Annotated in this window: 15 protein-coding genes; 5 read left to right on the top strand and 10 right to left on the bottom strand. The window is 48.6% G+C overall.

The genetic code is table 11. The features are described from left to right. On the bottom strand, positions 1 to 1,219 hold a 1,219-nt coding region (gene carB / locus IQ256_RS22445), incomplete at its 3' end, for a carbamoyl-phosphate synthase large subunit (RefSeq protein ID WP_193857925.1). Between the two features lie 177 nt (positions 1,220 to 1,396). Here carB and IQ256_RS22440 point away from each other — a divergent pair. Together IQ256_RS22440 and IQ256_RS22435 are read left to right on the top strand one after the other, a co-directional pair. Then, positions 1,397 to 2,437, top strand: coding sequence for a Fe(3+) ABC transporter substrate-binding protein (locus IQ256_RS22440; RefSeq protein WP_193857924.1), 1,041 nt, complete (start codon positions 1,397 to 1,399; stop codon positions 2,435 to 2,437). Between the two features lie 220 nt (positions 2,438 to 2,657). Beyond that, positions 2,658 to 3,743: an ABC transporter ATP-binding protein gene (locus IQ256_RS22435; RefSeq protein ID WP_228025169.1), complete on the top strand. Its 1,086-nt coding sequence runs from the start codon at positions 2,658 to 2,660 to the stop codon at positions 3,741 to 3,743. A gap of 120 nt (positions 3,744 to 3,863) precedes the next feature. Here the strand turns inward: IQ256_RS22435 and IQ256_RS22430 are convergent, their stop codons facing one another. The 4 genes from IQ256_RS22430 to IQ256_RS22415 form a co-directional block, all read right to left on the bottom strand. Continuing rightward, a complete protein-coding gene (locus IQ256_RS22430) occupies positions 3,864 to 4,526 on the bottom strand; it encodes a PTPA-CTERM sorting domain-containing protein (RefSeq protein WP_193857922.1) in 663 nt (220 codons plus the stop codon). Positions 4,527 to 4,693: 167 nt separating this feature from the next. After that, positions 4,694 to 5,065 carry a DUF805 domain-containing protein gene (locus IQ256_RS22425; protein ID WP_193857921.1) on the bottom strand — a complete coding sequence of 124 codons (372 nt, stop codon included), beginning with the start codon at positions 5,063 to 5,065 and terminating at the stop codon, positions 4,694 to 4,696. 323 nt (positions 5,066 to 5,388) lie between these two features. Beyond that, positions 5,389 to 6,723 (bottom strand): acyltransferase, encoded by a 1,335-nt coding sequence (locus IQ256_RS22420; RefSeq protein ID WP_193857920.1) that lies wholly within the window; start codon positions 6,721 to 6,723, stop codon positions 5,389 to 5,391. 202 nt (positions 6,724 to 6,925) lie between these two features. Beyond that, complete coding sequence (locus IQ256_RS22415) at positions 6,926 to 9,112, bottom strand: amylo-alpha-1,6-glucosidase (protein WP_193857919.1); 2,187 nt, start codon at positions 9,110 to 9,112, stop codon at positions 6,926 to 6,928. A 250-nt stretch (positions 9,113 to 9,362) separates the two neighbouring features. On the opposite strand from IQ256_RS22415, the gene IQ256_RS22410 reads away from it, so the two are divergent. Together IQ256_RS22410 and IQ256_RS22405 are read left to right on the top strand one after the other, a co-directional pair. After that, complete coding sequence (locus IQ256_RS22410; RefSeq protein WP_193857918.1) at positions 9,363 to 10,352, top strand: chemotaxis protein CheB; 990 nt, start codon at positions 9,363 to 9,365, stop codon at positions 10,350 to 10,352. 185 nt (positions 10,353 to 10,537) lie between these two features. Continuing rightward, entirely contained in the window at positions 10,538 to 15,343 is a 4,806-nt protein-coding gene (locus tag IQ256_RS22405) for a chemotaxis protein CheB (RefSeq protein ID WP_193857917.1), read from the top strand. A 4-nt stretch (positions 15,344 to 15,347) separates the two neighbouring features. Here IQ256_RS22405 and IQ256_RS22400 read toward each other — a convergent pair whose 3' ends face one another. The 3 genes from IQ256_RS22400 to IQ256_RS22390 form a co-directional block, all read right to left on the bottom strand. Then, positions 15,348 to 16,856: an ATP-binding protein gene (locus IQ256_RS22400; RefSeq protein ID WP_193857916.1), complete on the bottom strand. Its 1,509-nt coding sequence runs from the start codon at positions 16,854 to 16,856 to the stop codon at positions 15,348 to 15,350. Positions 16,857 to 16,944: 88 nt separating this feature from the next. Then, a complete protein-coding gene (locus tag IQ256_RS22395; protein ID WP_193857915.1) occupies positions 16,945 to 17,397 on the bottom strand; it encodes a response regulator in 453 nt (150 codons plus the stop codon). 352 nt (positions 17,398 to 17,749) lie between these two features. Then, entirely contained in the window at positions 17,750 to 19,951 is a 2,202-nt protein-coding gene (locus IQ256_RS22390; protein ID WP_193857914.1) for an ATP-binding protein, read from the bottom strand. 249 nt (positions 19,952 to 20,200) lie between these two features. Between IQ256_RS22390 and IQ256_RS22385 the strand changes: the two genes are divergently transcribed. Continuing rightward, entirely contained in the window at positions 20,201 to 20,881 is a 681-nt protein-coding gene (locus tag IQ256_RS22385) for a DUF389 domain-containing protein (protein WP_193857913.1), read from the top strand. 255 nt (positions 20,882 to 21,136) lie between these two features. Here the strand turns inward: IQ256_RS22385 and IQ256_RS22380 are convergent, their stop codons facing one another. Together IQ256_RS22380 and IQ256_RS22375 are read right to left on the bottom strand one after the other, a co-directional pair. Further along, positions 21,137 to 22,000: an ABC transporter permease gene (locus tag IQ256_RS22380; protein ID WP_228025168.1), complete on the bottom strand. Its 864-nt coding sequence runs from the start codon at positions 21,998 to 22,000 to the stop codon at positions 21,137 to 21,139. A 46-nt stretch (positions 22,001 to 22,046) separates the two neighbouring features. Beyond that, positions 22,047 to 22,823: ABC transporter permease (locus tag IQ256_RS22375; protein ID WP_193857912.1), on the bottom strand; the 777-nt coding region annotated here is incomplete at its 5' end.

Raw genomic sequence — 22,823 nt, 5'->3', positions numbered from 1 at the left:
CTCTACCGGTTTCTAGCGATCGCAGTGCCTTTTGAAAAGACTCGGTGAAGGTTCGACCGATGGCCATTGCCTCACCGACAGACTTCATCTGGGTGGTCAGCGTCGAAGAAGAGCCCGGAAACTTCTCGAAGGCAAAGCGAGGAATTTTGGTGACCACGTAGTCAATGGTGGGCTCAAAACTAGCTGGTGTCTTTTTAGTGATGTCGTTAGAAATTTCATTCAGGCGATAGCCCACTGCCAGCTTAGCAGCAAATTTGGCGATCGGAAATCCGGTCGCCTTGGAGGCTAGGGCCGAACTGCGAGAAACCCGAGGATTCATCTCAATGACGATGACATCGCCATTGTCTGGATTAACTGAGAACTGAATATTCGAGCCGCCCGTTTCCACCCCGATTTCGCGAATGATTTTGATAGAGGCATCTCGCAGCCGCTGGTATTCTTTGTCTGTGAGCGTCTGAGCGGGGGCGACGGTAATCGAATCGCCAGTGTGAACGCCCATCGGATCAATATTTTCGATCGAACAGATAATCACGACATTATCGGCCAGGTCACGCATGACTTCTAGCTCGTATTCTTTCCAGCCCAGCAGAGACTGCTCAATGAGAATTTGAGAGACGGGACTAGCCTCTAAGCCAGAGCGACAGATGGTTTCAAATTCTTCTTTGTTGTAGGCGATGCCACCGCCGCTGCCGCCCATGGTAAAGGCCGGACGAATAATTAGCGGGTAAGAGCCGATCTGTTGGTTGATTGTCCAAGACTCGTCCATGGTTTCAGCTAGCCCAGAGGGGCAGACACCGACCCCAATTTTGAGCATGGCTTCTTTAAACAGCTTGCGATCTTCCGCTTTTTCGATCGCTTCTAGGTCTGCGCCAATCAGCTCGACTCCGTATTTGTCTAAGGCACCGCTTTTGGCAAGCTCTACGGCTAGGTTTAGCGCCGTTTGGCCGCCCATCGTCGGCAGCAGCGCATCCGGGCGTTCTTGGGCAATGACTTGCTCTAACAAAGGGGCTGTGAGCGGCTCTATGTAGGTGCGATCGGCAATCTCTGGATCGGTCATGATCGTCGCTGGATTAGAGTTGACCAGTACGACTTCATAGCCTTCTTCTCGCAGTGCCTTGCAGGCTTGGGTGCCAGAATAGTCAAACTCACAAGCTTGGCCAATGACGATAGGACCAGAGCCGATCAGCATTATCTTTTCGAGGTCGTTTCGACGGGGCATGGGGCACCAAGCTCAATAAATCCAAACAATTCTACAGCAAATGCCTGGACTGATTTTGACCATTTCGCCGAAATGATAAATGTTCCTAACAATAAAGTAATGGAGAAAGGGTTGCATATTCGCCCCACAATCTTTTTCAATAGTCAATAGTAATTGTCAACAAGCGAAGATTATAGAATGAAGATAAGTAGACGCTACCTGTGTGGAATCACTCTTTTGGTTAGTCTGGGCATCACTGCCTGTCAGAGCGGTACAGAGGAGGCCGAACAAGTTGTGAATCTGTATTCTGCGCGGCACTACGATGTGGATGAAGAGCTATATAGCGAGTTTACAGAAGAAACCGGCATTCAGGTGAATGTGCTAGAAGGCAAGCCGGATGAGCTGATTGAAAGGATTAGCAATGAGGGTGAGGAAAGCCCAGCCGATGTGTTTATCGCAGTAGATGCCGGACGGCTGTGGCGAGCACAAGAGGCGGGAATTCTACAGCCAGTGTCCTCTGAAGTTTTGGACAGTGTGGTGCCAGAGAGCCTGCGCGAGCCCAGTGGTCTGTGGTACGGCTTGACTACTCGGGCCAGAATGCTGGTGTACAACACAGACAATGTGCAGCCAGAAGAGCTATCAACCTACGAGGATCTAGCCGATCCAAAGTGGGAAGGGCGGGTGTGCGTCCGCAGCTCTGAGAATGTCTATAACCAGTCACTGCTCGGTTCAATGGTGGAATCGATTGGGCCTGAAGCCACCGAAGCCTGGGCAGAAGGACTCGTGAGTAATTTTGCTAGAGACCCAGAAGGCGGCGATACTGACCAGATCAAGGCAGTGGCGGCAGGACAGTGCGACGTGGCGATTGTGAATCACTACTATTGGGCGCGCCTAGCCAAGTCAGATGACGCGGCGGATCAAGAGGCAGTGGCTCAAACGGCGCTGTTTTTCCCTAATCAGGAAGATCGCGGAACTCACGTCAATATCAGCGGTATGGGCCTGGTCGCCGGGGCACCGAATCCTGAGAATGCGATCGCGTTTATGGAGTTTTTGGTCAGCCCTGCAGCACAGGAAGTATTTGCTGAGAGCAACAATGAGTATCCAGTAGCCGATGAGGTCGCGCTCGATCCGGTGGTGTCTGAACTAGGTGACTTTAAGGTGGATGCGACTAACGTAGTGACCTATGGTCAAAACAATCCACAGGTCAACGAGATTGTCGATCGAGCCGGCTGGGAATAATCCTCGCTCTTGCCTGCATCCCCGGTGTTTGTGTTTGGACGGTGTCTGGCCAGTGTTTGGGCACCGTCCAAACATTATCTAGGCACAGCAATGCTGCGTAAGTCTTTGCTTCAGACATCGATTAGCCGTCAGTTAGCAAGCAGGTCTTGTTGAGAATCACTCTGACCATAATCGCGTATATTAGGAAGAGGCGTTATTGAAATTAATATGCAATAGCATGATGTCTTCTGCTGTTCTGTCTTGCTCTGGGATTACAAAACGATTTGCCGGAACGCCGCTGCCAGCGGTGAATAAAGCAAGCTTTGAGCTAAACGAAGGAGAGCTGTTAGGTCTGCTAGGACCCTCAGGCTGCGGCAAGACAACGTTGCTACGCCTAGTCGCTGGATTCGAGCGGCCTGACGCAGGAGCGATCGCGTTGGGTCAGCAGCAGGTATGTGGAACCAGGACATGGCTGCCGCCTGAGCAGCGAAATGTGGGCGTTGTGTTTCAAGACTATGCACTTTTTCCGCATTTGAATGTCATGGAGAACGTGGCGTTTGGCTTGAAGCAGCTATGGCGGCAGGGATTGCTAGAAAAGAAGGAGATTCGTTCGCAGGCGATCGCATCGATTGAGCTAGTTGGGCTCGCAGGCATGGAGAAGCGATTTCCGCATGAGCTTTCGGGTGGGCAGCAGCAGCGAGTCGCTCTAGCTAGAGCATTGGCACCCCGGCCACCGGTGATTTTACTAGATGAGCCATTTAGTAATTTGGACGTGCAGGTAAGGCTATATTTGCGCCAGGAAGTGCGCGATATTTTGAAGCGGGTAGGCGCGTCGGGGATTTTTGTGACGCACGATCAAGAAGAGGCGTTGGCGATCGCGGATAAGGTAGCCGTGATGCATCGTGGCCGACTGGTACAGGTAGATACGCCAGAAGGCATTTACCAGCGCCCAGCTTCGAGATTTATTGCGGCTTTTGTCACGCAGGCAAATTTTGTCGCGGCCACATGGCACGAGGGCGGCTGCCAAACAGAGCTAGGGTGGATTGGGCCGCTACCCATTGAAAAAACGGCTGAAAAAATGGCGCAGCAGTCATCGGCGCAAGGAAAGCTGATGATTGCTCAAGAAGATGTGCAAATTAAACCCGACGAGAGAGGCGATCTGCAGGTTCAGGGACGTCAGTTCTTAGGAAGAGAGTATCGATACACCGTGCAGCTACCTTCTACGCAAGTGCTCAATGTGCGGACGGCGGTGCATCAGCGATTAGAAATTGGCACTCGGGTACAGGCAAAGGTCGATTTAGCCAGGGCACGGTTTTTCTCTGACTGACCTTCCCTGTCTATACATAAGCACTTTTCCGTACTTCTGCATTCTCCTGACATAAGGAATCCGAAGAATACAGAAGTACGAGTTTCGAGTTGATTAACTATCGCGAATGCATCATCAGCATTAAGCTTCAGCTGTTGTCTCTTTTCTCCGCTGTTTGCGAAGCGTTGTCATACCCAACCCAATCAAACCAGGGAGAAGGGCGGGGGTAGGAATTGGTTGAGCAGGATGGGGTGCAGTACTGCTTGAAAAGCTTAGATCTAGTCCTCCAGAAGACATAAGACCATCCTCCCAAGAGTCTCCATCAAATCTAAATAGAGTTGTTCCTCCATCGATTCGTGTCCAATTCCAATCAGAGCTATTCTGGACTGATAATACATAGTCCCCTGAATCTAAGTTAAAGGGACTATCAAGCGATAGTGTGTAGAAAGATAGATCAACTACAGTAGGGTCGTTGTATAGCTGAACAGACTCTACGAAGGAACTAATATTGCCGGTTAAAGTTGCAAGGGGCGCAGAGTCCTCACGCCTAAACAGATTCACTAAGAAGCTGTCAGTAGACTCGGTTCCACTCCAAAGAATTTGACTAATATTACGACTACTTGTCACTCCAAATTCGTACCCAGCTTCTACGTCGTTATTGACGTTGCCATCGGCGAAACCTATCACATTCCCTGATAACAGATCACTTCTTAGATTTGCGGCCTCAGCCTGCCCAGTAAAGCAAGTTCCGACCGCTACTGTACCAGCTAGTACAAATATGCTTTGAATTAGCGTTCTCTTCATTTGTTTTTCTCTAAGAATGGGGCAATTACATAGGCTAATCCTACTGGACACAGCAGAGTCGAGCTACTTTCTTTAGACAAGAGTTATGGCCTTTAGAGATATCTTAAGTAACTCGATGCATTCAATAGAGGAATACAATGGAGAAATTCCTAAGCTAAATTCCTAAGCTAAACAGATGCTGGGCGCTTGGGATTAGGGCCATACTCGTTGCGCTCAAAGCTGCTGTCTTGCACTGTAAAGACGAGTAAAATAATGGGACCAATCAGTGGAATAATAGCGATCAATTGCATCCAACCGCTGCGACCCGTATCGTGTAGTCGTCTGCATGTTACTGCAATACTAGGCACTAAAGTACCGAGGATGTAAATCGCGCTTAGCCCTATCGTCCCAACTCCTAAGATGGAGCTAATGAATCCATCTGCGAATCCAACTACGAAGCTAATGAGAACGTTAAATAACGAAAAATACCAGTATTCTGCTCGTCTAGCTCTGCCTTCAAAGGTTGCATACTTTTTTAGAACCTTGAGATACCATTCCATATTCTTATTACACTCCTAACGGTTAGGGTTGTTAATCAACAAACTTGAATCGTCTAATCAGTGTCTGATTAGATAGATACATGAGTTGAACATGCCCAGCTCTCATTGCCTGCCAACATGACAGAAGTGCCTAGATAGTTTCATAGGCTCTGTAATTTCACGTGGTCAGCTATCTTCAATTTAAATTTCTTCAGTCCAATATAGCGACCCGCGAATGGAGTTGGGTAATTATCAGCCCAATCGAGACCGAGGTCACAACCAACTGACAAGGTATAAATCAGTAATGTAGTGGAGCTAAGCCCTAGACTCTACAGTCTCTAAAGTTAGGAGAGATTCTTCATGTGTACAGGTAGAGTCTCATTAGAATCGCGATACTGGTGTAGCTTTTGTAGATTATTGGGTTGATTGAGCTTCCGTACTAACTTCGTGGGCAGGTACGCAGAAAAGATGAGTCCTTGATTCGACAAACCGTTCGTAATAGCGCATAGCCAAGGGAAAGGGAAATCACTGACTGCTGTAAAGTATAAGGGCTTAGCTTTTAGAAAGCTGACATCGTAAACGCCAAACTTTGACCAGTTCGTGACCATGAGCGATCGCCTGATAGGATCAATACCTTTGTTTATAAAGCGATGGATTTTCTTAGCGCCGCCGTTATCTTCGATGTACTGATGAGTAGCTAGGACGCTTATGCGGTCAGTCTTAAAACCGTTAACACTTTCTCTAGTAGCCTGAGCAGCTTCAAATGAACTAGCGCTTTGAGGCAATGACACATTGATAAAATCAATCATGTTCCCTAGAATGTTTTGTGGCAAGCCTAACCTATCTCTATAATCGATTGCGATCGATAAATAGCGGTTCTTATTATAGTCATCTAAGTCAGTGATGAGACTGAATACGTGAGCGCACAAAACATCGTTTTTAGAAAGCCTTTGTCCAGTTTTCTCTGAAAAAGCTTGCTTCATATTTTCTATCTCGCTATCAGAGAAATAGATTCTGATGGCGCTCTTTTTTCGAGCAGTTGTCAACCTGTACAGCGTTAGCCTAAGCATCTCTACAATCGTTAGATATCTTACACTAGGGGACGCGCTTTCATTTCTTATAATATGCTCTTGAAGGTATGCCTTTCTATCTTCTATGACTAGAGGCAGATCGTATTGCTTGCCGTTCGTAGCGGCTGACCAAGCACGCATAAAGCACATAAACGCATGCATATCTCCAATAGAATGATGCCAGCAGATGCCAAGTGCTGTTCCCCCGCAGCTAAACTGCGTAAGTCGAACCGTTAAAAGTGGGCTTTGATTTTTCAACGCATCGTCTGCAATTATAAAATCAACTAGCCTTCTAAGCTTGATTTGCGACAGGTCGTCGAGTGCATGAGTGAGCGAGCATTTATTAAAACAAAGAGTGAATTGAACACCACTATTATTGCAATCTATCAGTAAATTATTGCTCTCTATTTTCAGCCTGCCAGAGAACATAGGAAAGTCAGCTAGCACTTTTCTAAGCGCTGCCATCAGAGGCTCTGGAGATAATTTCTCTTTATAAAAGAAGATAACAGAAACAGGGACCTGTTCTACGAGGCGATCGGTAGTAGAACAAGTAATAATTTGTGATATTTCCTGGTCCGCTTGGATAAGCGTAGGTGCTGCAATCGTCATGAATTTTCAGCAGAAATTAATTTTCTGCATTCTCGCTTTTATAAAGTGTTCTCAGGAAATAAGCTCTAGGATTATGCACGCTGCTAATACAAAAGAGCCGCGTACGCGGCTCCTGCTGAAGCGGAGTGGACTTTGAAGGCTTTGGCAAAAGCTTTTGCTACAGGCATAAACATTAGAGCAGTAGCGGCCACGCCACTGACAGTCACAATAGCTGCTGTTCTATTGATTGCCAGGCTCGAAGGACTTCAGCGACTGACCAAGCTTGAGCGTAGGCTCCACGGGGCGTGAAGGGGGGATCGCCGTCAAAGATTTCACTCAAGGTGCCGACGCAGCCCGACTGCAGATGGCTAAGCAGGGGGGTAAGGAAAGTACGAGAAAGCTCTGGATCTTTGTACACTTTGAGATGGGCCTGGATGAAGGGGCCAATTAGCCAGCTCCAGGTGGTGCCTTGGTGGTAGGCACCGTCACGCTTGGTGCGATCGCCACCGTATTTGCCAACGTAGTCTGGGTAGGACTGAGCGAGCGAGCGGAGGCCGTAGGAAGTCAATAGCTGCTGAGCGCAGGTCTCGACGATGCTTTTCTGCTGTTGTTGGCTAAGCGGCGGTGCGTAATTTAGAGAGATTGCAAAGAGCTGGTTGGGTCGAAGAGAAGAGTCATTGCCTTCGGGGCTATCGATCACGTCGTAGCAGTAACCAAGAGAGGCATTCCAGAATTTAGGAAAACTATTGGCGCAAAATCCTGCTAGATCGAGATAGTCTGAGTTTGGCTGACCAAGGCGATCGCAAAACTCAGCCATGCACAGCAAGGCATTGTGCCACAGGGCGTTAATCTCAACAGGTTTACCAATTCGAGGCGTAACCACCCAGTCATCTACTTTGGCATCCATCCAGGTGAGCTGCACACCTTTCTCTCCAGCGTAGATCAATCCGTCTGTTTGATCTAGATGAATGTTGTACCGGGTACCGCGTAGGTGCCAGTCAATCACCGATTCTAAAGCTGGAAAAAGTTCTTCTAATAGCTCATGGTCTTCTGTGATGCTGATATAGGCGCGAATCGCTTCAAAATACCAGAATATGGCATCGACTGTATTATATCCAGGCTCGCTATTAGCTTCTGGAAAAGCGTTGGGCAGCATGCCCTGACTAAGATAGTGGGAGAAGGTGCGAAGTATGGGCCGAGCTACTTCTAGGTGGCCTGTGGTGAGGGTAAGACCAGGTAGCGCAATCATCGTATCTCGCCCCCAGTCTCCAAACCAGGGATAGCCAGCAATAATTGTTTTCCCTTCTGTTCTTTCTTGGGTCTGGGGGTCTGTTGTTGTTCTTTTTACAATGAACTGATCGGCAGCAAGCAGTAGCTGTCGGAGGGCAGGGGGCAGCACTTTTGAAGAGGATGCAGCCTGTGGCCTGTTGCGTTGAGAGGTTCTAGACGTCGCCTTGTCAGTATGAACGATTTCATCTGAGGGCTGAAAAGTGGAAAATTGATCTAAAAGAGTTTGTTCATACTGCTGTCTTTTCGCAAGCGCTGTCTCATCTAGAGCGGGATAGGGTTCTGTACTGGCAGCGACGGTAATAATTTCACCGGGCGAGAGGGTAGTGCGAATCGTGGCACAGTGGAAGTGGTCGTCGATATGAGCAAGCCCTCTGTATTTCTCCTGAGTGAGAAAGTAGTGCTGATACCAGCGGTCAACGGGCTGTAGCTGGCCTTTTGTAGTGAGTAGGTAGATTGGCGTTGAGCAGCCTGTAGCCTCTACTTTTAGACCTCTAGGGTGAGAGCGAGCAAAGATATTCCAGGACTGGTTCTGTAGCTGATTTTTTGGGAGCTGGATCTGGTTAGTGTGATTGCTTTGCTGTTGAGGGCAGCGTTGGCTTTGCGTAACGTGATGGTGGTTGCGGTGGTTGACGAGGGCTTTGATCTTGATCTGAAAAGGGGCAGTGGCTCGCCGCAGCCTGTATTGGATGTAGGTGGTGTTTTCGCCGGGCTGCATCCAAATGCGTTTTTCTAGAAGGGCGTCAGCGCAGGCGTAGGTCCAGGTGGGAATGGTGCCTTCTAGATGGAAGCGCTCTAGATGGCGGTAGCCGTGGCCAGTGGTGGTCCCCCCTGCCCAGCGATCGCAGCTGAGTGGATAGGCAGTATCCAAGTATTGCACTGCTTCATCTAGTTTGGTCAGCAGCAGCGTTCGGCCAAGCGGCGGCGCTAGAGCGGCCACGAGCAGACCGTGATAGCAGCGGGTGAGCATGCCCGAGAGGGTGCCGCAGCCGTAGCCACCAATGCCATTTGTGATCAGCCATTCGCGGACAGTAGATTGCACTGGGTCACCGCAAACGTCTCGACCTAGCTCAATTACAGGCTGAGGAATGGAAGCGGCATTGAAAGGACTTTTCTGAATCACAGTGCTTAATCAGGGGGCTTATCAGTATAGAAGTTTGATAGGAGTTTGTCGGTCGGCAGCAGGGTTGAGGATATCTGCCAATTGGCATACTCGGCGAAGTAATAGGACTGACGCTGCGGGTAGGCGATTTAGCTATTCTCCTTCTGAAGAGAGTTGATTGGGCATAGGAAAGCACCTATTACTAAAGCTAATAATTAAAAAAATGTAAATTGCAAATTATGAAACCACATTACCAGGACAGGTGCGATCGATGAAAAATCACGAGATTGTGGTAATCGGTGCCTCTGCTGGGGGGGTGGCTGCGCTGCAAAAGCTATTCTCACAGTTTTCTCCTGACATGCAGGCTTCCTTCTTTGTTGTTTTACATATCATGCCAAAGGCTGAGAGCGTGTTGGCTACGCTGCTGGACATTGCTGGCCCTCTAAAAGCTAAGCCGGCTGAAGATCACGAGCCGATTTTGCCAGGACATGTATATGTGGCTCCGCCTGATGTTCATTTGCTAGTAAAACCAGGCTATCTGCGCTTACATCGAGGGCCGAAGGAGAATCGGCATCGACCGGCGGCTGATCCGCTGTTTCGATCGGCGGCGATCGCCTATCCAGGACAGACCATTGGCGTCGTACTTACAGGCTATCTAGATGACGGAACAGCTGGACTATCGGCGATCAAGCGCTGTGGAGGGATTGCGATTGTTCAAGATCCTGAAGATGCCGATTTCCCCGATATGCCGACGAACGCGCTGGCGGCAGTCGATGTGGATTATCAACTACCGATTCGTCATATGGGAGAAAAAATCATGCAGATGGTCGGGCAAATGGCCCAAGAAGTTCGCGAAATCCCAAAGGATATAGCGATGGAAGCCAAGATTGCAGAGCAGGCGCTGAGCGATATTGACCGCGAAGAACAGCTTGGCCATTTGGTCCCTATGAGCTGCCCTGAGTGTAACGGCCCACTTTGGCAAATGGAAGGAAGTACCATACAACGCTATCGCTGCCATGTCGGTCATGGCTTTACGGCCAAAACATTGATAGCTAGTCAAGATTCAATTTTAGAGAAGGCGCTCTGGGCAGCGATGCGGACGATGGAAGAAAGGGCTAACCTGTCGATAGTTATGGCTAAAAATGAGGTCAAACAAGGTCGAATTCAGTCTGCACAAACCTACGAAAAGCAGTCGGAGACGTTGAGAACCCACGCCCAAGTTATTCGTAAGCTTTTGGTGGAAAGGTCAACTTTTGACTAGGCTATCGACTGCTAACTAATTTCTAACTCAGGGCTTCGCTAGGTAGCTAAAACAGAGGGCTAGCTCAGAAGACCTATTAAGCTAAACCAAGAAAGCTCTCTTTTTATTAGACGTTTTCGATCAGAAAAAAGCTGACACGTAAGATAGATCAAAACATTTATTTTTCAATCTAAAGATATTAAAAAATGGCTTCTAATCCTGACAGCGATCTCCTTAGCTATAGTCGCGAAGAATCACCAGAAGATAGCGACTCGCAGCTACCTAAAACCGATGAGGGCGGCGATCAGCTCGTGGACGATCAGCAGATTGATCAAAGAGCAGAATTAGAGGCGGAGTTAGATGAAGTAACCCGGCAGATACATTCGTTCTTGACGGTGGGTATTGGCGCTTCTGCTGGCGGGTTGGAAGCTTTTCAGACGTTCTTCCGTCGGATGGATGAAGACAGCGGGATGGCGTTTGTGCTGATATCGCATCTAGCCCCTGATCACGATAGTCTACTATCGGAACTGCTGGCCAAAGAAACCCAAATGCCTGTACTGCAAGTTACGGAAGAAGTACAGCTAGAAGCTAATCGGGTCTACGTCATTCCGCCCAATGCAACGCTAACAGTTGACGATGGCATACTGCGCCTTTCGACACCGATACAGGCTAGAGGACATCGCGCTCCTATCGATATCTTTTTCCGCTCGCTGGCTGAGGATCAAGGTGAAAATGCTGTCTGCGTCATTCTATCGGGTACGGGTAGCGACGGCACGATTGGGATGAAATCAATCAAAGAATTTGGCGGACTGGCGATCGCCCAGAATAGTGAAACCGCTAAGTACGACAGCATGCCGCGTAACGCAGTGCTGACTGGGTTAGTAGATTTTGTGCTGCCGGTTGAAGATATTCCGTCTGAATTAATTGAGTATGCGCGCCACCACAAAGGGCTACGGGCACATCTGGGTGAAGATGGGATGCTGCCTGAGGCGGCTGACCATCTTCAGCAAATTTGTTCATTGTTACGACGACGCATTGGCCACGATTTCGGTAATTATAAGCAGGGAACCCTGATTCGCCGCGTCCAGCGTCGGATTCAAATCACGCAGACAGCCTCAATCGAGGCTTATGTTGCCTATCTCAAATCAGACAATGAAGAGATTAGTCTACTGTTCAAGGACTTGCTGATTGGCGTCACCCATTTCTTTCGCGATCTTGAAGCATTTAACACTTTACAACAAACGGCAATTTCCGCGTTAGTTAGAGACAGCGCCGATCGCAAGTCTATTCGCATTTGGGTGGCGGGCTGTTCTTCGGGAGAGGAAGTTTATTCGATTGCGATCTTGATAGCCGAAGAGATGGATCGACAGCGTACGCGGTCACAGGTTCAAATATTTGCTACAGATATTGACGAACAGGCTTTAGAGAAAGCGCGCCATGCTCGCTATCCAGAAAGTATTGCCGAGCAAATTACGCCAGAGCGCCTAGAGCGGTTCTTTCTCAATCAGGACGGTCTTTATCAAGTTTCAAAGTCGCTAAGAGAGATGTGCATTTTCTCTCAGCACAGTCTGATTAGCGATCCGCCGTTCTCTCGCATTGATTTAATTTCTTGTCGTAACCTTTTAATCTACTTTGACTCGACTCTACAAAAACGGCTGATGCCTCTGTTTCACTATGCACTAAGAGAAAGTGGCTATTTATTTCTAGGCAGCTCTGAAAATCTCTCTGCCTACTATCGTGAGCTTTTTCAGACTATAGACAAATCCCATCGACTCTTTCGACGCAGGGCAGCGATTGTGCCGCCTCAAGTTGAGTTTCCTTTGGTCGATCGTAGTAGCTATCGCCAGCTTTCTCTACCTAAAACTTCGACAGTCGGCAGCCGTCAGTCGCAAATCTCAAAATCGATAGAGCGGGTGCTGTTACAAGACTATACGCCTGCTTGTGTGATCATCAATGACCAAAACGAGATTGTCTATTTCTTTGGGCGTACGGGTAAGTATTTAGAGCAGTCTCAAGGTGTGCCTAGTAATAACCTGCTAGAGCTTGCTAGGCTAGGTTTAAGGCTAGATCTGAGGTCGGCGATTCAAATAGCGAGAGAATCACAGCATGAAGTTGTCCGTGAGCGAGTGTCTGTTGAGTATGATGACCTAATCGCCATACTCAACTTGGTTGTTCGTCCTATTAAAGAATCATTCAAAGAATCAATGAATGATAGCAGTTTACTGCTGGTGCTTTTTCAGGATATAGGCAAGCCTACTAGCTATGAAGCAGCCGGTGCTAGCGGTCATCAACCGGCAGCAGCAGCCTCGATTATTAAGCAGCTTGAAGATGAGCTGAAAATTACTAGAGAGAATTTAAGATCGACAGTTGAAGGCATTGAAACGTCCAATGAGGAGCTGAAATCGGCCAATGAAGAACTGCTTTCTATGAATGAAGAGCTACAGTCTTCTAATGAAGAACTGCAGACTTCGAAAGAGGAGATGCAGTCAATCAATGAAGAGCTAGAGACGGTCAATACAGAGCTACGCAACAAGGTTGAAGAACTAGACGCGGTTAATAGCGATATCCAAAATTTGTTTGAAAGCACGCGAATTGCAACTGTCTTTCTAGATGAAGGTCTGCGAATCAAGCGATTCACGCCAGCGGCGATAGAGTTGTTTAATCTGATTGGAACAGATGTAGGTAGACCGATTACTGATATCTCTCTTTCTTTGGAAGACATCAATATTGCTACAGATGTTCGAGAAGTGCTGCGATCGCTGATTCCTATTGAGAGAGAGGTTCACGATAGAGGTCAAGACATCTACTACAAGATGCGAATCATGCCCTATCGCACGCTTGAGAATGTAATCAGCGGTACAGTGCTGACGTTTATTGATGTGACGAGTCTGCGCCAGGCTAGAAACCGGGCCGAGCAGTGGGCCCGGCGGCAGAGCGTGATTGCTGAATTGGGCACGTATGCCCTACAAGATCACAGGGCGGCGTCTGTTTGCGATCGCGCTACTGAGATTGTTCGTCAAACCCTTGACTCTACTGCCTGTGGCCTGTTTGTCTATCAGCCTGACCATCCAGAAGCGCTGCTGCTAAAAAGCGGCAGCGGCTGGCCGGTTGAGCTTCAAGGCCAGGCCACGATCAGCGCAACTGATTCTCACGCAGGCTATGCCCTTAGCGCTCAACAGCCTATAACCGTCGAGGACTTTTCCCATGAGCGTCGATTTAGCCAGTCGCCGCTGCTAAAGACACTGAATTTGGTCGGTGGCATTAGCGCGATTGTCTATGGCCAATCAGATGAAGTCTATGGCGTACTCTCTAGCTACAGAGCTGATGACCGTCCGTTTACACCGGAAGATACGTCTTTTCTACAGGTGATCGCCAATGCCCTCGCTGCGATCTTGCAAAGAGAGGAGACAACACTAGCGCTAGAAAAGAATCGAGAGAGGCTAGATCTTGCTACTAGCGCTGGCAACGTGGGTATTTGGGAAATGGATGCTGTGACGGGTGAAGTCGCTTGGAACGCTATAGAGTACCAGCTATTAGGCTTAGACTCTAACGAAGCCGCAGACGTGAGTACAGAGCTATTTTATCGATATGTCTATTCTGAAGATGTTTCTTGGGTTCAAGAGGCGGTAGCAGCGGCTATTGAACAGAAAACAGAACTCGACATTGAGTTTCGTATCAGTCGTGAAGGCAGCCCGCTGCGATGGCTAGCTGCCAAGGCTAGGGTGATCTGCGATACTAACGGAGATGCCGTTAAAATGATCGGGGTCAACTATGACATCACTGAACGCAAGCAAAACGAGGAAGCTTTAAAGGATGCGGATCGGCGTAAAGATGACTTTCTAGCCGCATTAGGACACGAACTGCGAAACCCTCTCAATGCGCTTAGTAGCAGCATTGAGCTGATGGAGATGCAGGAAGAAACGGTGGCTACCCCACAGGACAACACGCTCAGAAGTCGTATGCAGCAGATGCTGGCTGTTTCTAGCCGACAGCTTCAGCAGCTCACTCGCCTAGTGAGCGACCTGCTAGACGTTTCGCGTATTGCCTACCAAAAGATTCAGCTACATCAGCACCGAATGGATTTAACCCAGCTGTTGCACGATCTGATAACAGACGCTCAAAGTGTAGCAGCAGAGAAAGAAATCTCTTTGAATACTACGCTGTATAACTCACCTGTCTGGATTAATGGAGACTCTATTAGACTGATGCAAGCGTTTTCAAATGTCTTACTTAACGCGGTTAAGTTTTCTAATTCGGGTAGTGCTGTCAATATCTCTATGTCAGTGAACGCAGAGTTCGTTACGGTTCAAATCGCCGATTTAGGAATTGGAATGGCCACAGAAGCGCTCTCTCGTATTTTTGTTGCTTTTAGTCAAGAAGATCATAGTTTGGCTCGCAGCGGAGGATTGGGACTAGGGCTTCCTTTGGCAAAAGGAATTATTGAACTACACGGCGGAGAAGTCCGGGCAGATAGTCCGGGGGTAGGACAGGGGACAACTGTCACAGTAAAGTTACCCTGTTTGAAAGAAGATTATGAAGCGCTAGGGGCGTCTGTGGAACTTGCCTCTTCTAGTCGATTGTCTGCTTTAGAGGATAGCGAAATAGGCGAAGATGAGCGGCCAAACAGCTCTAATACCCAGCGAGCCAAACGAATTTTGGTGATTGAAGATAGTGAAGATTCAGCAGTTTTGCTACAGATGTATCTTGAAAAGGCGGGTTATCAGGTGAATATAGCCAGCAATGGTAGGCGTGGCATAGCCTTAGCACAGCAGCTTAAACCTGATGTTATCATCAGCGATATTGGCCTGACTGCGGCGATGGATGGCTACGCGGTTGCCCAGGCTGTGCGCTCAGAGCTGGATTTGAGCGCTGTCTATCTAATTGCTATCAGTGGCTATGGGCAGCCGGATGACAAGGCTAGGGCTGAAGCCGCTGGATTTGACGAACATTTAACGAAGCCGATCAACTTAAAGCAGATTCGAGCACTGGTTGAGCAGCGAGTTTCTCCTTAGTGAATTACTCTATCGAATAGGGCAACGAGAAATAGAAGACGGCACCAGCCTCTGCTTTTCCTTCTGCCCATACGCTGCCCTTGTGTCGATAGATCGCTCTTTTAGTGCTAGCTAGGCCAATGCCTGTACCTGCAAATTCCCGCTCGCTGTGTAACCGTTGAAAGACGCCAAATAGCCTGGCATGTTCTTTTTGCTCAAAGCCAATTCCATTGTCTCGTACAGAGAAAATATGGCTGAGCTTTCCCTGTTCGTTTTGCCCGGTTCGGTAGTCGATCTCAATTTTTGCTTGCGCTTTGTTTTGAGTATATTTGACTGCGTTTTCGAGCAGATTTTGCCAAACGCGACTGAGTAGGGTGCGATCGCCCGTAAGCGTGGGTAGAGAAGAAATTCGCCAATGAATGGTTCGATCTGTGGTCTGCACCTCAATCTGTTGTTTTACCTCTTTTACGAGCTTTTCCATATCGACAGTGACATACTGCAGCTCGGCGCGCCCGGTACTGGAGTATTGCAGCAGATCATCGATCATCCTCCCAGCTTGTCCTGTCAGATTAACAATTTGTCGCAGATAGCGCAGTACTGCTTTGTCAGAAGTGACTGGCTCAATTGACTGCTTTAAAAAAGCAACAAATCCACTAATTTGACGAATCGGCGCGCGCAAGTCATGTGAGATGGCAAAAGCAAACATCTCTAACTCTTGATTGAGCTGCTCTAGGCGGGCAGTGCGCTCTACGACACGCTGTTCTAGCGTTTGATTGAGGGCCTCAAGCGTTGCTTCTGTCTCTTTGTGAGCGGTAACATTGTGAACTAAGCCGTCAATTACCCAATTGCCGTTAATTCTGACTTTGGTTTCACTAATACGCAACCACAGAATTTTTGCTTTGGCGCGCACTATCTTTACTTCTCGGTGCCACCGGTTCTGCGTTGGTAATTTGTGAAAGCTAGCCGCAAGATTTTGTTGAAAAAATGACTGAGCCGCCGCTAAAGAGTTGAGGTGGAGTAGCTCTAAAAGCCCATCACTTGCTTCTATAAGCTCTCCTTCTAGAGTGGTTCGAAAGACGCCGACTGCTAGCTCGTTAAGCAGAAACTGCAGACGAAACTCTAATTCAGAGGCTCTACGTCGAACTTGAGCATTTTCCCAAACGGAGCGTACTGCCTGGGCCAGGCGAACTAGATGCTTGGGCGACTTTAAGACGTAGTCATCGAGTCCTGCTTTCATCGCTTTGACGGCGATCTCTTGGGAGCCAGAGTCGGTGAACATGATGATAGGTCGCTGGTCATCATGCGCCTTGAGCGCCTGCAAGACTTCTAGTCCGGTGGCCCAGTTGAGTTCGTAATCGGTGATGACTAGGTCAAACTCGTCCGCCGCGAATGACTGATGAATTTGCTGCCAATTTAGGGCTTCTAGAATTTCAACATCGGGAAATTCGCGATTGACTTCACGAATAGCCAGCAGTCGATCGTTGGGATCGTCGTCGATGAGCAGAATTCTTTGAAGAGGTTTCTCTAGCGCCATTGAATAGTTAGAATCGAATGGCAGTTATCATAAGGCATTTGCTGTCTGAGTTCTGGGCTACACTTTAATTTTATCTTTATAATTTGTTTTAAGTAAGTGTAACAGAAGGGTACTCGTTGAGCTTGAGCCAATAGGTATTTAGCGTTGCAATCATACTAGATAGGGCATCAAAACTAACTGGCTTGACGAGATAAGAGCTGATTCCTAGTTCGTAGGTGGTGTTGACATCTACGTTTTCTCTAGAAGAGGTCAGTATAACCACTGGCAGCCGCTTGATTACTGGCTGCTGTCTTAGCCACTTCAATACCTCTGTCCCAGAGCGGCGAGGCAGCTTTAGATCTAGTAAAATTAAGGTAGGCAAGGGGTATTGCTCGCGATCGCTATATTCGCCTGCACCAGATAAGTAGTCAATAGCGGCTTCTCCGTCTTTGACCACGCGAATTGGATTAGTCTTATTGACCTGTCGAAAGGCTCGCTGAATGAAAAAGATATCGTTAGAGTCATCTTCAACCATCAAGATGCTGTGGTCTCGAAAATTCATGCTTTGGCTCCAATGCAGTTCTTGATGATGCGGTCTTCCTTAAAAATCAACTATCGAAACGTATAGCTGCCGTGACTCTGCTTTTGGCGTGAGCGCTGGCACTATTAGCTAAAGGTGAGATTAGCTAAAGGTGAAATTAGCTAAAGGTAAAGTAGCTGATGAACGACGAATGCAATCCGTCGTCTGCTATGCGATCTTGTCAAAATCAGCTACAGCGTAGCGTAAGGTGGAGTCCTTACTCATTAGATATCTACTTTTGTAAAGGTCTATTTTTGTAACAGAATAGCTGTTGCTTTTTTAGCCTTTTGCGATCGCCTAGTGAAAGCCGATCTATAAAAGCTACCTGTAAAAGCTATGGCTGTCGCAGTTCTATCCAGAAGCGAGAACCGCCACTAGGGGCAGGCTCAATGCCGACTTGGCCGCCCATCCGCTCAATGCCTCGCTGCACAATTGCCAAGCCAATTCCTGTACCGGGGTATTGTTCTATACCCTGTAGTCGCTCGAAGGGTAGAAAAATGCGATCGCGGTACTGGGGAGCAATGCCGATGCCATTATCTTCTATCCATAGCCGAATCCATTTTTTCTCTCCCAACTCTTCTATACGCTCTTCTGACCAAATACGAATAACCGGTGGGCGTTCTGCCGGAACAAACTTGATGGCATTCGTGAGCAGATTGTTGATTACCTGTTTTAGGATGCTGCGCTGTGCCTGCCCAAAATGCGGTTTTTCAATGACTTCAACCTGTGGCTGCGGCGCTGAGTAGGTAGGTGTAAGTTCATGCAATACGGATTCAACTATCCTAAAAAGATTGACTGAAACTAGTCGAATGTCGCTGCGCCCTAGCCGACTGTAGTCAAGCAAATCTTGAATTAGCCGATCGAGTCTCGCAGCGGAATCAATTAGGATTTGGGTGTATTGCTGTCCTGTCTCATCTAGGCTGCTACTGTAATCTTCTCGAAGAATGCCAGCAAATCCCTCAATAGCTCGCAGCGGCGTTCTAAGATCGTGCGCTACTGAGTAGGCAAAGGATTCTAGCTCGCGGTTGAGTTCAACTAGCTGGTGGGTGCGTTCTTCGATGCGGCGCTCTAGCTCGGCGTTGGCTTGACGAATCCTTTGCTCGGTTTGGTGGCGGGTGATAGCCTCGAAGATGATATTAGCGATCGCCTGCAAAAAGTTAACATCGTCTTCGCTAAAGTCTCGCTGAGTATGCGTATGCACAGCGAGTACGCCAAAGGGACAGTCGTTGCTGTTACCGATCACGGTGCTCATGCCGCTGACCACCTGCTGCTCGCTGAGCAACGGGCTGATAAATCTAGTTTCGCTCGATAGGTTAGTGACGACGGTAGACTCTGAAGTGGATAGCGTATAGCCCATCCAGTAGGTGCGATCGCTGCTAAAAACAACCTGTTCTGTCCTGTCAGGCCAGCCTGTGGCCGATCTCAACTTGAGGCCCTGGCCACTACCGGGTAAAAGCTCTAGCACCTCGCAGCATTCAGCCTTGAGCACCTGCGTCACCTGATCGGCGACAGATTTCAGCAGCGGATCGATTTGGTCGATGGCGATCGCCTGACGACCAATACGGGCTACAGCGGCCTGCTGCTGGGCCCGGTCGTAGAGCGATCGCTCTACCCGTTTGCGCTCAGTCACTTCCTCACATACTGTGCTGATGCCGATCGTGCGATCGCCCTCTTTAAGCGGTAAAAAGTGTTCTAGCCAGATGCGTTCTATGCCTGGTTGAGCTGGCGTTTCACCGCGAATTTCTACATTCAAAAGCGGTTCGCCCGTGGCTAAGATGGGCCGCAATAGCTGCTCAGCCGTATCGGCTAGATTAGGTAGCAAATCAGCAATTTTCTGACCGATGTGATCTTCTATCGAAAACCCGTTCATGTCTGCTAAGCGCTGATTTATTCGCACAAAGCGTAAATCGGGATCGAGCATGCTTAGGCCAATCGGTGCAGTCTGATAGATCGATTCTATTTCGGCGAGCCGTCGCTGTAGCACTGCCTGGTTCTGCTGCAAGCTGGCGTCTGCTCGCTGCTGCTCGCTTTGATGATAGTCATCTAGTCGGCTATCTAGTTGATTGAGCCGTCGCCCATTCCACACAATGATGCTTGAAAAAACTACAGTCCCTAAGACACTAGATAGTGCCAATGCACTTTCAAAAGGCAGTGATAAATGCTGATAAATCCATAGAACCAAGACACCTAGGAAATTAGGTAAGACGATTGTCCAAGGCAGCGATCGCCGCAGCATGACGCTACCGATACGCTCTCCACTCAGTTCGCTCATCCAGCCCCGATCAGACTGGACAAACAAAATGCCTAAAGACAGTAATAAGACAATCGCCGTATAGAGACTCTTTCCTGTGACTACCTGAGCCTGATAGAGAACGGTAGCGTAGAGGTGTTCTATCAGCACCAGCAGAGCACCCGCAAAGATAACCCCGCTCAAACCTTGTGCAGTTCTATGACGTTTTTTTATCAGCAACAGTAGGTTCGCTCCAATTAAAACAAAGCCGATGGCCGTAGCTAGAGCCGGATATCCGTTCACCATTAAAATTAGCTCTTCTAGAAGATACCTGAGTAGTGAGACTAACGCTTTTAGATAAGTCTAATAAAGGTAAATTCCATAGGGGACTGTTCCATAGGAGATAGGTTCCATAGGATGGCTTTCTGACTTGGTGCTAGAGGAATGCTATAGAGAGAGCATTCAGTCTTACCTGTAGTCTTAAATGTTCATCGGTAGACTTTATACTATTCGTATCAGTCTACCGATGAGCAATAGTCGTCTTTCTAAACTTGTATGGGTTTCCACCTTCAATCTGATATTGAGCAGCGAATTATTACGCTGAGTGAATTTAGTATCGCGTATATTATGCTAATGGCTACAGCAGGCGTGCTGTCGGCGGTTGCCTTACTAACCAATTCGGTACCTGTGCTGATTGGCTCGATGGTGATTGCGCCTGCGTTTCCACCTTTGGCGCTGGTGTCTTTTGGGCTGGTTCATCACCGGCTGAACTTGGCAAAAGATGGCGCAATATCGGCAGGACTAGGGCTAGGTATTGCAATCTCAGCAGCGCTGATCACAGCCTGGCTTTTGACGGTCACTCACATTTTGCCTAGAGAGGCTGACCTGCTGAATCGGCAGCTATTGCAAGAACGAGTGAGTCCGGGCTGGTATAGCGTAGTGACAGCGATCGCAGCGGGCGTTGCTGGCATGATAGCAATGGTTGAGAAAAAGACGGATACGCTGGTGGGTGTGGTGGCGGCGTTGGCGCTAGTCCCGGCAGGCGTAGCGGGTGCGATCGCGTTTCTTTCTCAAGATCCAATTAGAGGATGGGGTGGAATGGCTTTGCTCAGTATCAATGTCGGTCTGATTGTGCTTTCGGGCATCGTGACGCTGTTGTTTTTTGAACCTAGCAAAGCTGCTGAAAACGAGAAAAAGCTTGAGTATCAGAACGGCGCGAACAAGTCTCGCCTATAGCCCAAGAAAGAGCTAATCGAGTCTTAAAGCAGAAATAAGATCTTGTTTTTAGTCGCCGATGGTATGCTCGCTGGGCATTTAGCACTGAGCCACGATTATTATGGCAGGCTAGGTTGTGGCTAACTCCTTCGGAGACGCCCTGCGAACGACTGCGCTCAGCCACCGTAAACTTTGCGCTCAGCTATCGTAAGTTCTGCGATCAGCTATCGTAAGTTCTGCGATCGCACGACGGGCAAATTGGGCAGTGTAGAGGCTTTAGTTGCCAATCAGCGATTTTGACAGGCTAGAGAACCGCTCCATTACAATCATCAGTAAGGCCGTGATAAAAATTAAAACGCCAGAGATTGCTGCCGCTCGTACGTCTAAATCATTTTGAATCATTGACCACATGCGAATGGGCAGCATGTCCGTCCTTGCATCAGACAAAAACAATGTCACCGCCACATTATCGAAAGATGTAAGAAATGCCATAAAGGCCCCAATTAATACCCCTGGCCTAATTAACGGCAGGGTCACCTTAAAGAAGGTGTAAACCGGGCTAGCGCCTAAGGCTGTGGACGCTTCTTGTAAGGAAGAGCCTAACTGGGTAAGGCTGGCTAGCACGTTACGCACGACGTAGGGCGTGCAAATAACAATGTGACTGACGATTAAGGTAAACAGTGAAAGCTGCACCCCCACCATGGCAAAAAATGTCAGCATGCCTAGGCCCAAAGCCACGCCCGGTAGCGCTAAAGGTGACATTACTAGGGCATCAACGGCTGTTACCCAGCGGCCTTTACTGCTGATCATGGCCAAGCAAGCCGACACACCTAATACGACACAGACAATCGTGCTAATTAGCGCTACCTGAAAGCTGTTTAGCGCCGCCGCCCGCAGCTCTGGAAAGCTGAAAAGAGAGGTGTACCACTGTAGGGAAAATCCCGGCGGCGGAAACTGAAGTGTGGGAGAGGAACTAAAGGACGTAATCAGGATGATGATGCTGGGTGCTGTTAGCAGCAGCAGCCCCAGCCAGGCTATGAGCTGCATGACCACCTGGAATGAAATTTTATCGAGCTGGCGCTGTGAGTAGTCAGACGCCTGAGGCATCGGAGCGGGGGGCTTCGCGAGAGTAGAGGACATAATAGCTCCTGTATGAAATTCGCTCTGGGACTAATGAACAGTTAGCCTAATGAATGTAGCGGCGGCTGCGGCGACCTAGGGCAGTCAATATCACCACCATAATGACCACCATAATCAGCAGTAAAGTGGAAACAGCGGCGGCAAAAGGTTGATTCAGCAGGATGATGCCCTGCTGGTAGATCAGCGTTGGCAGATAAATTAGCTGGCCACCGCCGATAATCGAAGGCGTCACAAAGGAGCTCACCGTGAGGGCAAACACCAACAGCGATCCAGAGATAATTCCTGGTAGCGTGAGGGGGAAAGTGATTTGCCAGAAGGTTCGCCAAACGCCACCGCCAAGGCTTTCGGAGGCCGCCGCCAGACGAGAGTCGATTTGTGAGAGAGAGGCTACGATTGGTAGCACCATCATTGGCATCCAAACCTGGGTCAGCGCAATCAGCACACCATTGTGGGTAAAGAGTAACCGAATGGGCTCGTCAATAATGCCTAGCTGCAATAGGGCGGTGTTGATCAATCCCTGGCGACCTAGAATAACGACCCAGCCAAAGGTACGGACTACAGCGCTCGTCAGCAGCGGCAGCATAATCAAAAAGGTCAAAATTCCTTTCCAAAAGTTAGGGGCGTTGATGTACAGGTAGGCGACCGGATAGCCAATAATTAGGGAGGCGATAGTGACTTGAATGCCCATCATAAAAGTGTCGATGAGGACTTTGACATTGACAGGACTGCTGAAGAAATCAGTGTAATTCTTCAAGGAGATACCGCCGTCTCCTTGAAAACTGTTGGCAATCAGCAGAAGTAAGGGCACCACGTAGAACAACTG

Origin of the sequence: cf. Phormidesmis sp. LEGE 11477 (assembly GCF_015207105.1) — a bacterium.
GTDB lineage: Bacteria > Cyanobacteriota > Cyanobacteriia > Phormidesmidales > Phormidesmidaceae > Phormidesmis.
Note: the sequence above shows the minus strand (reverse complement) of the source record. Positions and strands in the feature narration are given on the sequence as shown.

Bases quoted from the DNA above. Each gene is read 5' to 3' on its own strand.
- IQ256_RS22385 (WP_193857913.1), top strand. From the start codon at position 20,201: ATGGGTTTCCACCTTCAATCTGATATTGAGCAGCGAATTATTACGCTG.
- IQ256_RS22435 (WP_228025169.1), top strand. From the start codon at position 2,658: ATGTCTTCTGCTGTTCTGTCTTGCTCTGGGATTACAAAACGATTTGCC.
- IQ256_RS22395 (WP_193857915.1), bottom strand. From the start codon at position 17,397: ATGAATTTTCGAGACCACAGCATCTTGATGGTTGAAGATGACTCTAAC.
- IQ256_RS22405 (WP_193857917.1), top strand. From the start codon at position 10,538: ATGGCTTCTAATCCTGACAGCGATCTCCTTAGCTATAGTCGCGAAGAA.
- IQ256_RS22420 (WP_193857920.1), bottom strand. From the start codon at position 6,723: ATGACGATTGCAGCACCTACGCTTATCCAAGCGGACCAGGAAATATCA.
- IQ256_RS22390 (WP_193857914.1), bottom strand. From the start codon at position 19,951: ATGGTGAACGGATATCCGGCTCTAGCTACGGCCATCGGCTTTGTTTTA.
- IQ256_RS22410 (WP_193857918.1), top strand. From the start codon at position 9,363: ATGAAAAATCACGAGATTGTGGTAATCGGTGCCTCTGCTGGGGGGGTG.
- IQ256_RS22430 (WP_193857922.1), bottom strand. From the start codon at position 4,526: ATGAAGAGAACGCTAATTCAAAGCATATTTGTACTAGCTGGTACAGTA.
- IQ256_RS22380 (WP_228025168.1), bottom strand. From the start codon at position 22,000: ATGTCCTCTACTCTCGCGAAGCCCCCCGCTCCGATGCCTCAGGCGTCT.
- IQ256_RS22425 (WP_193857921.1), bottom strand. From the start codon at position 5,065: ATGGAATGGTATCTCAAGGTTCTAAAAAAGTATGCAACCTTTGAAGGC.
- IQ256_RS22400 (WP_193857916.1), bottom strand. From the start codon at position 16,856: ATGGCGCTAGAGAAACCTCTTCAAAGAATTCTGCTCATCGACGACGAT.
- IQ256_RS22440 (WP_193857924.1), top strand. From the start codon at position 1,397: ATGAAGATAAGTAGACGCTACCTGTGTGGAATCACTCTTTTGGTTAGT.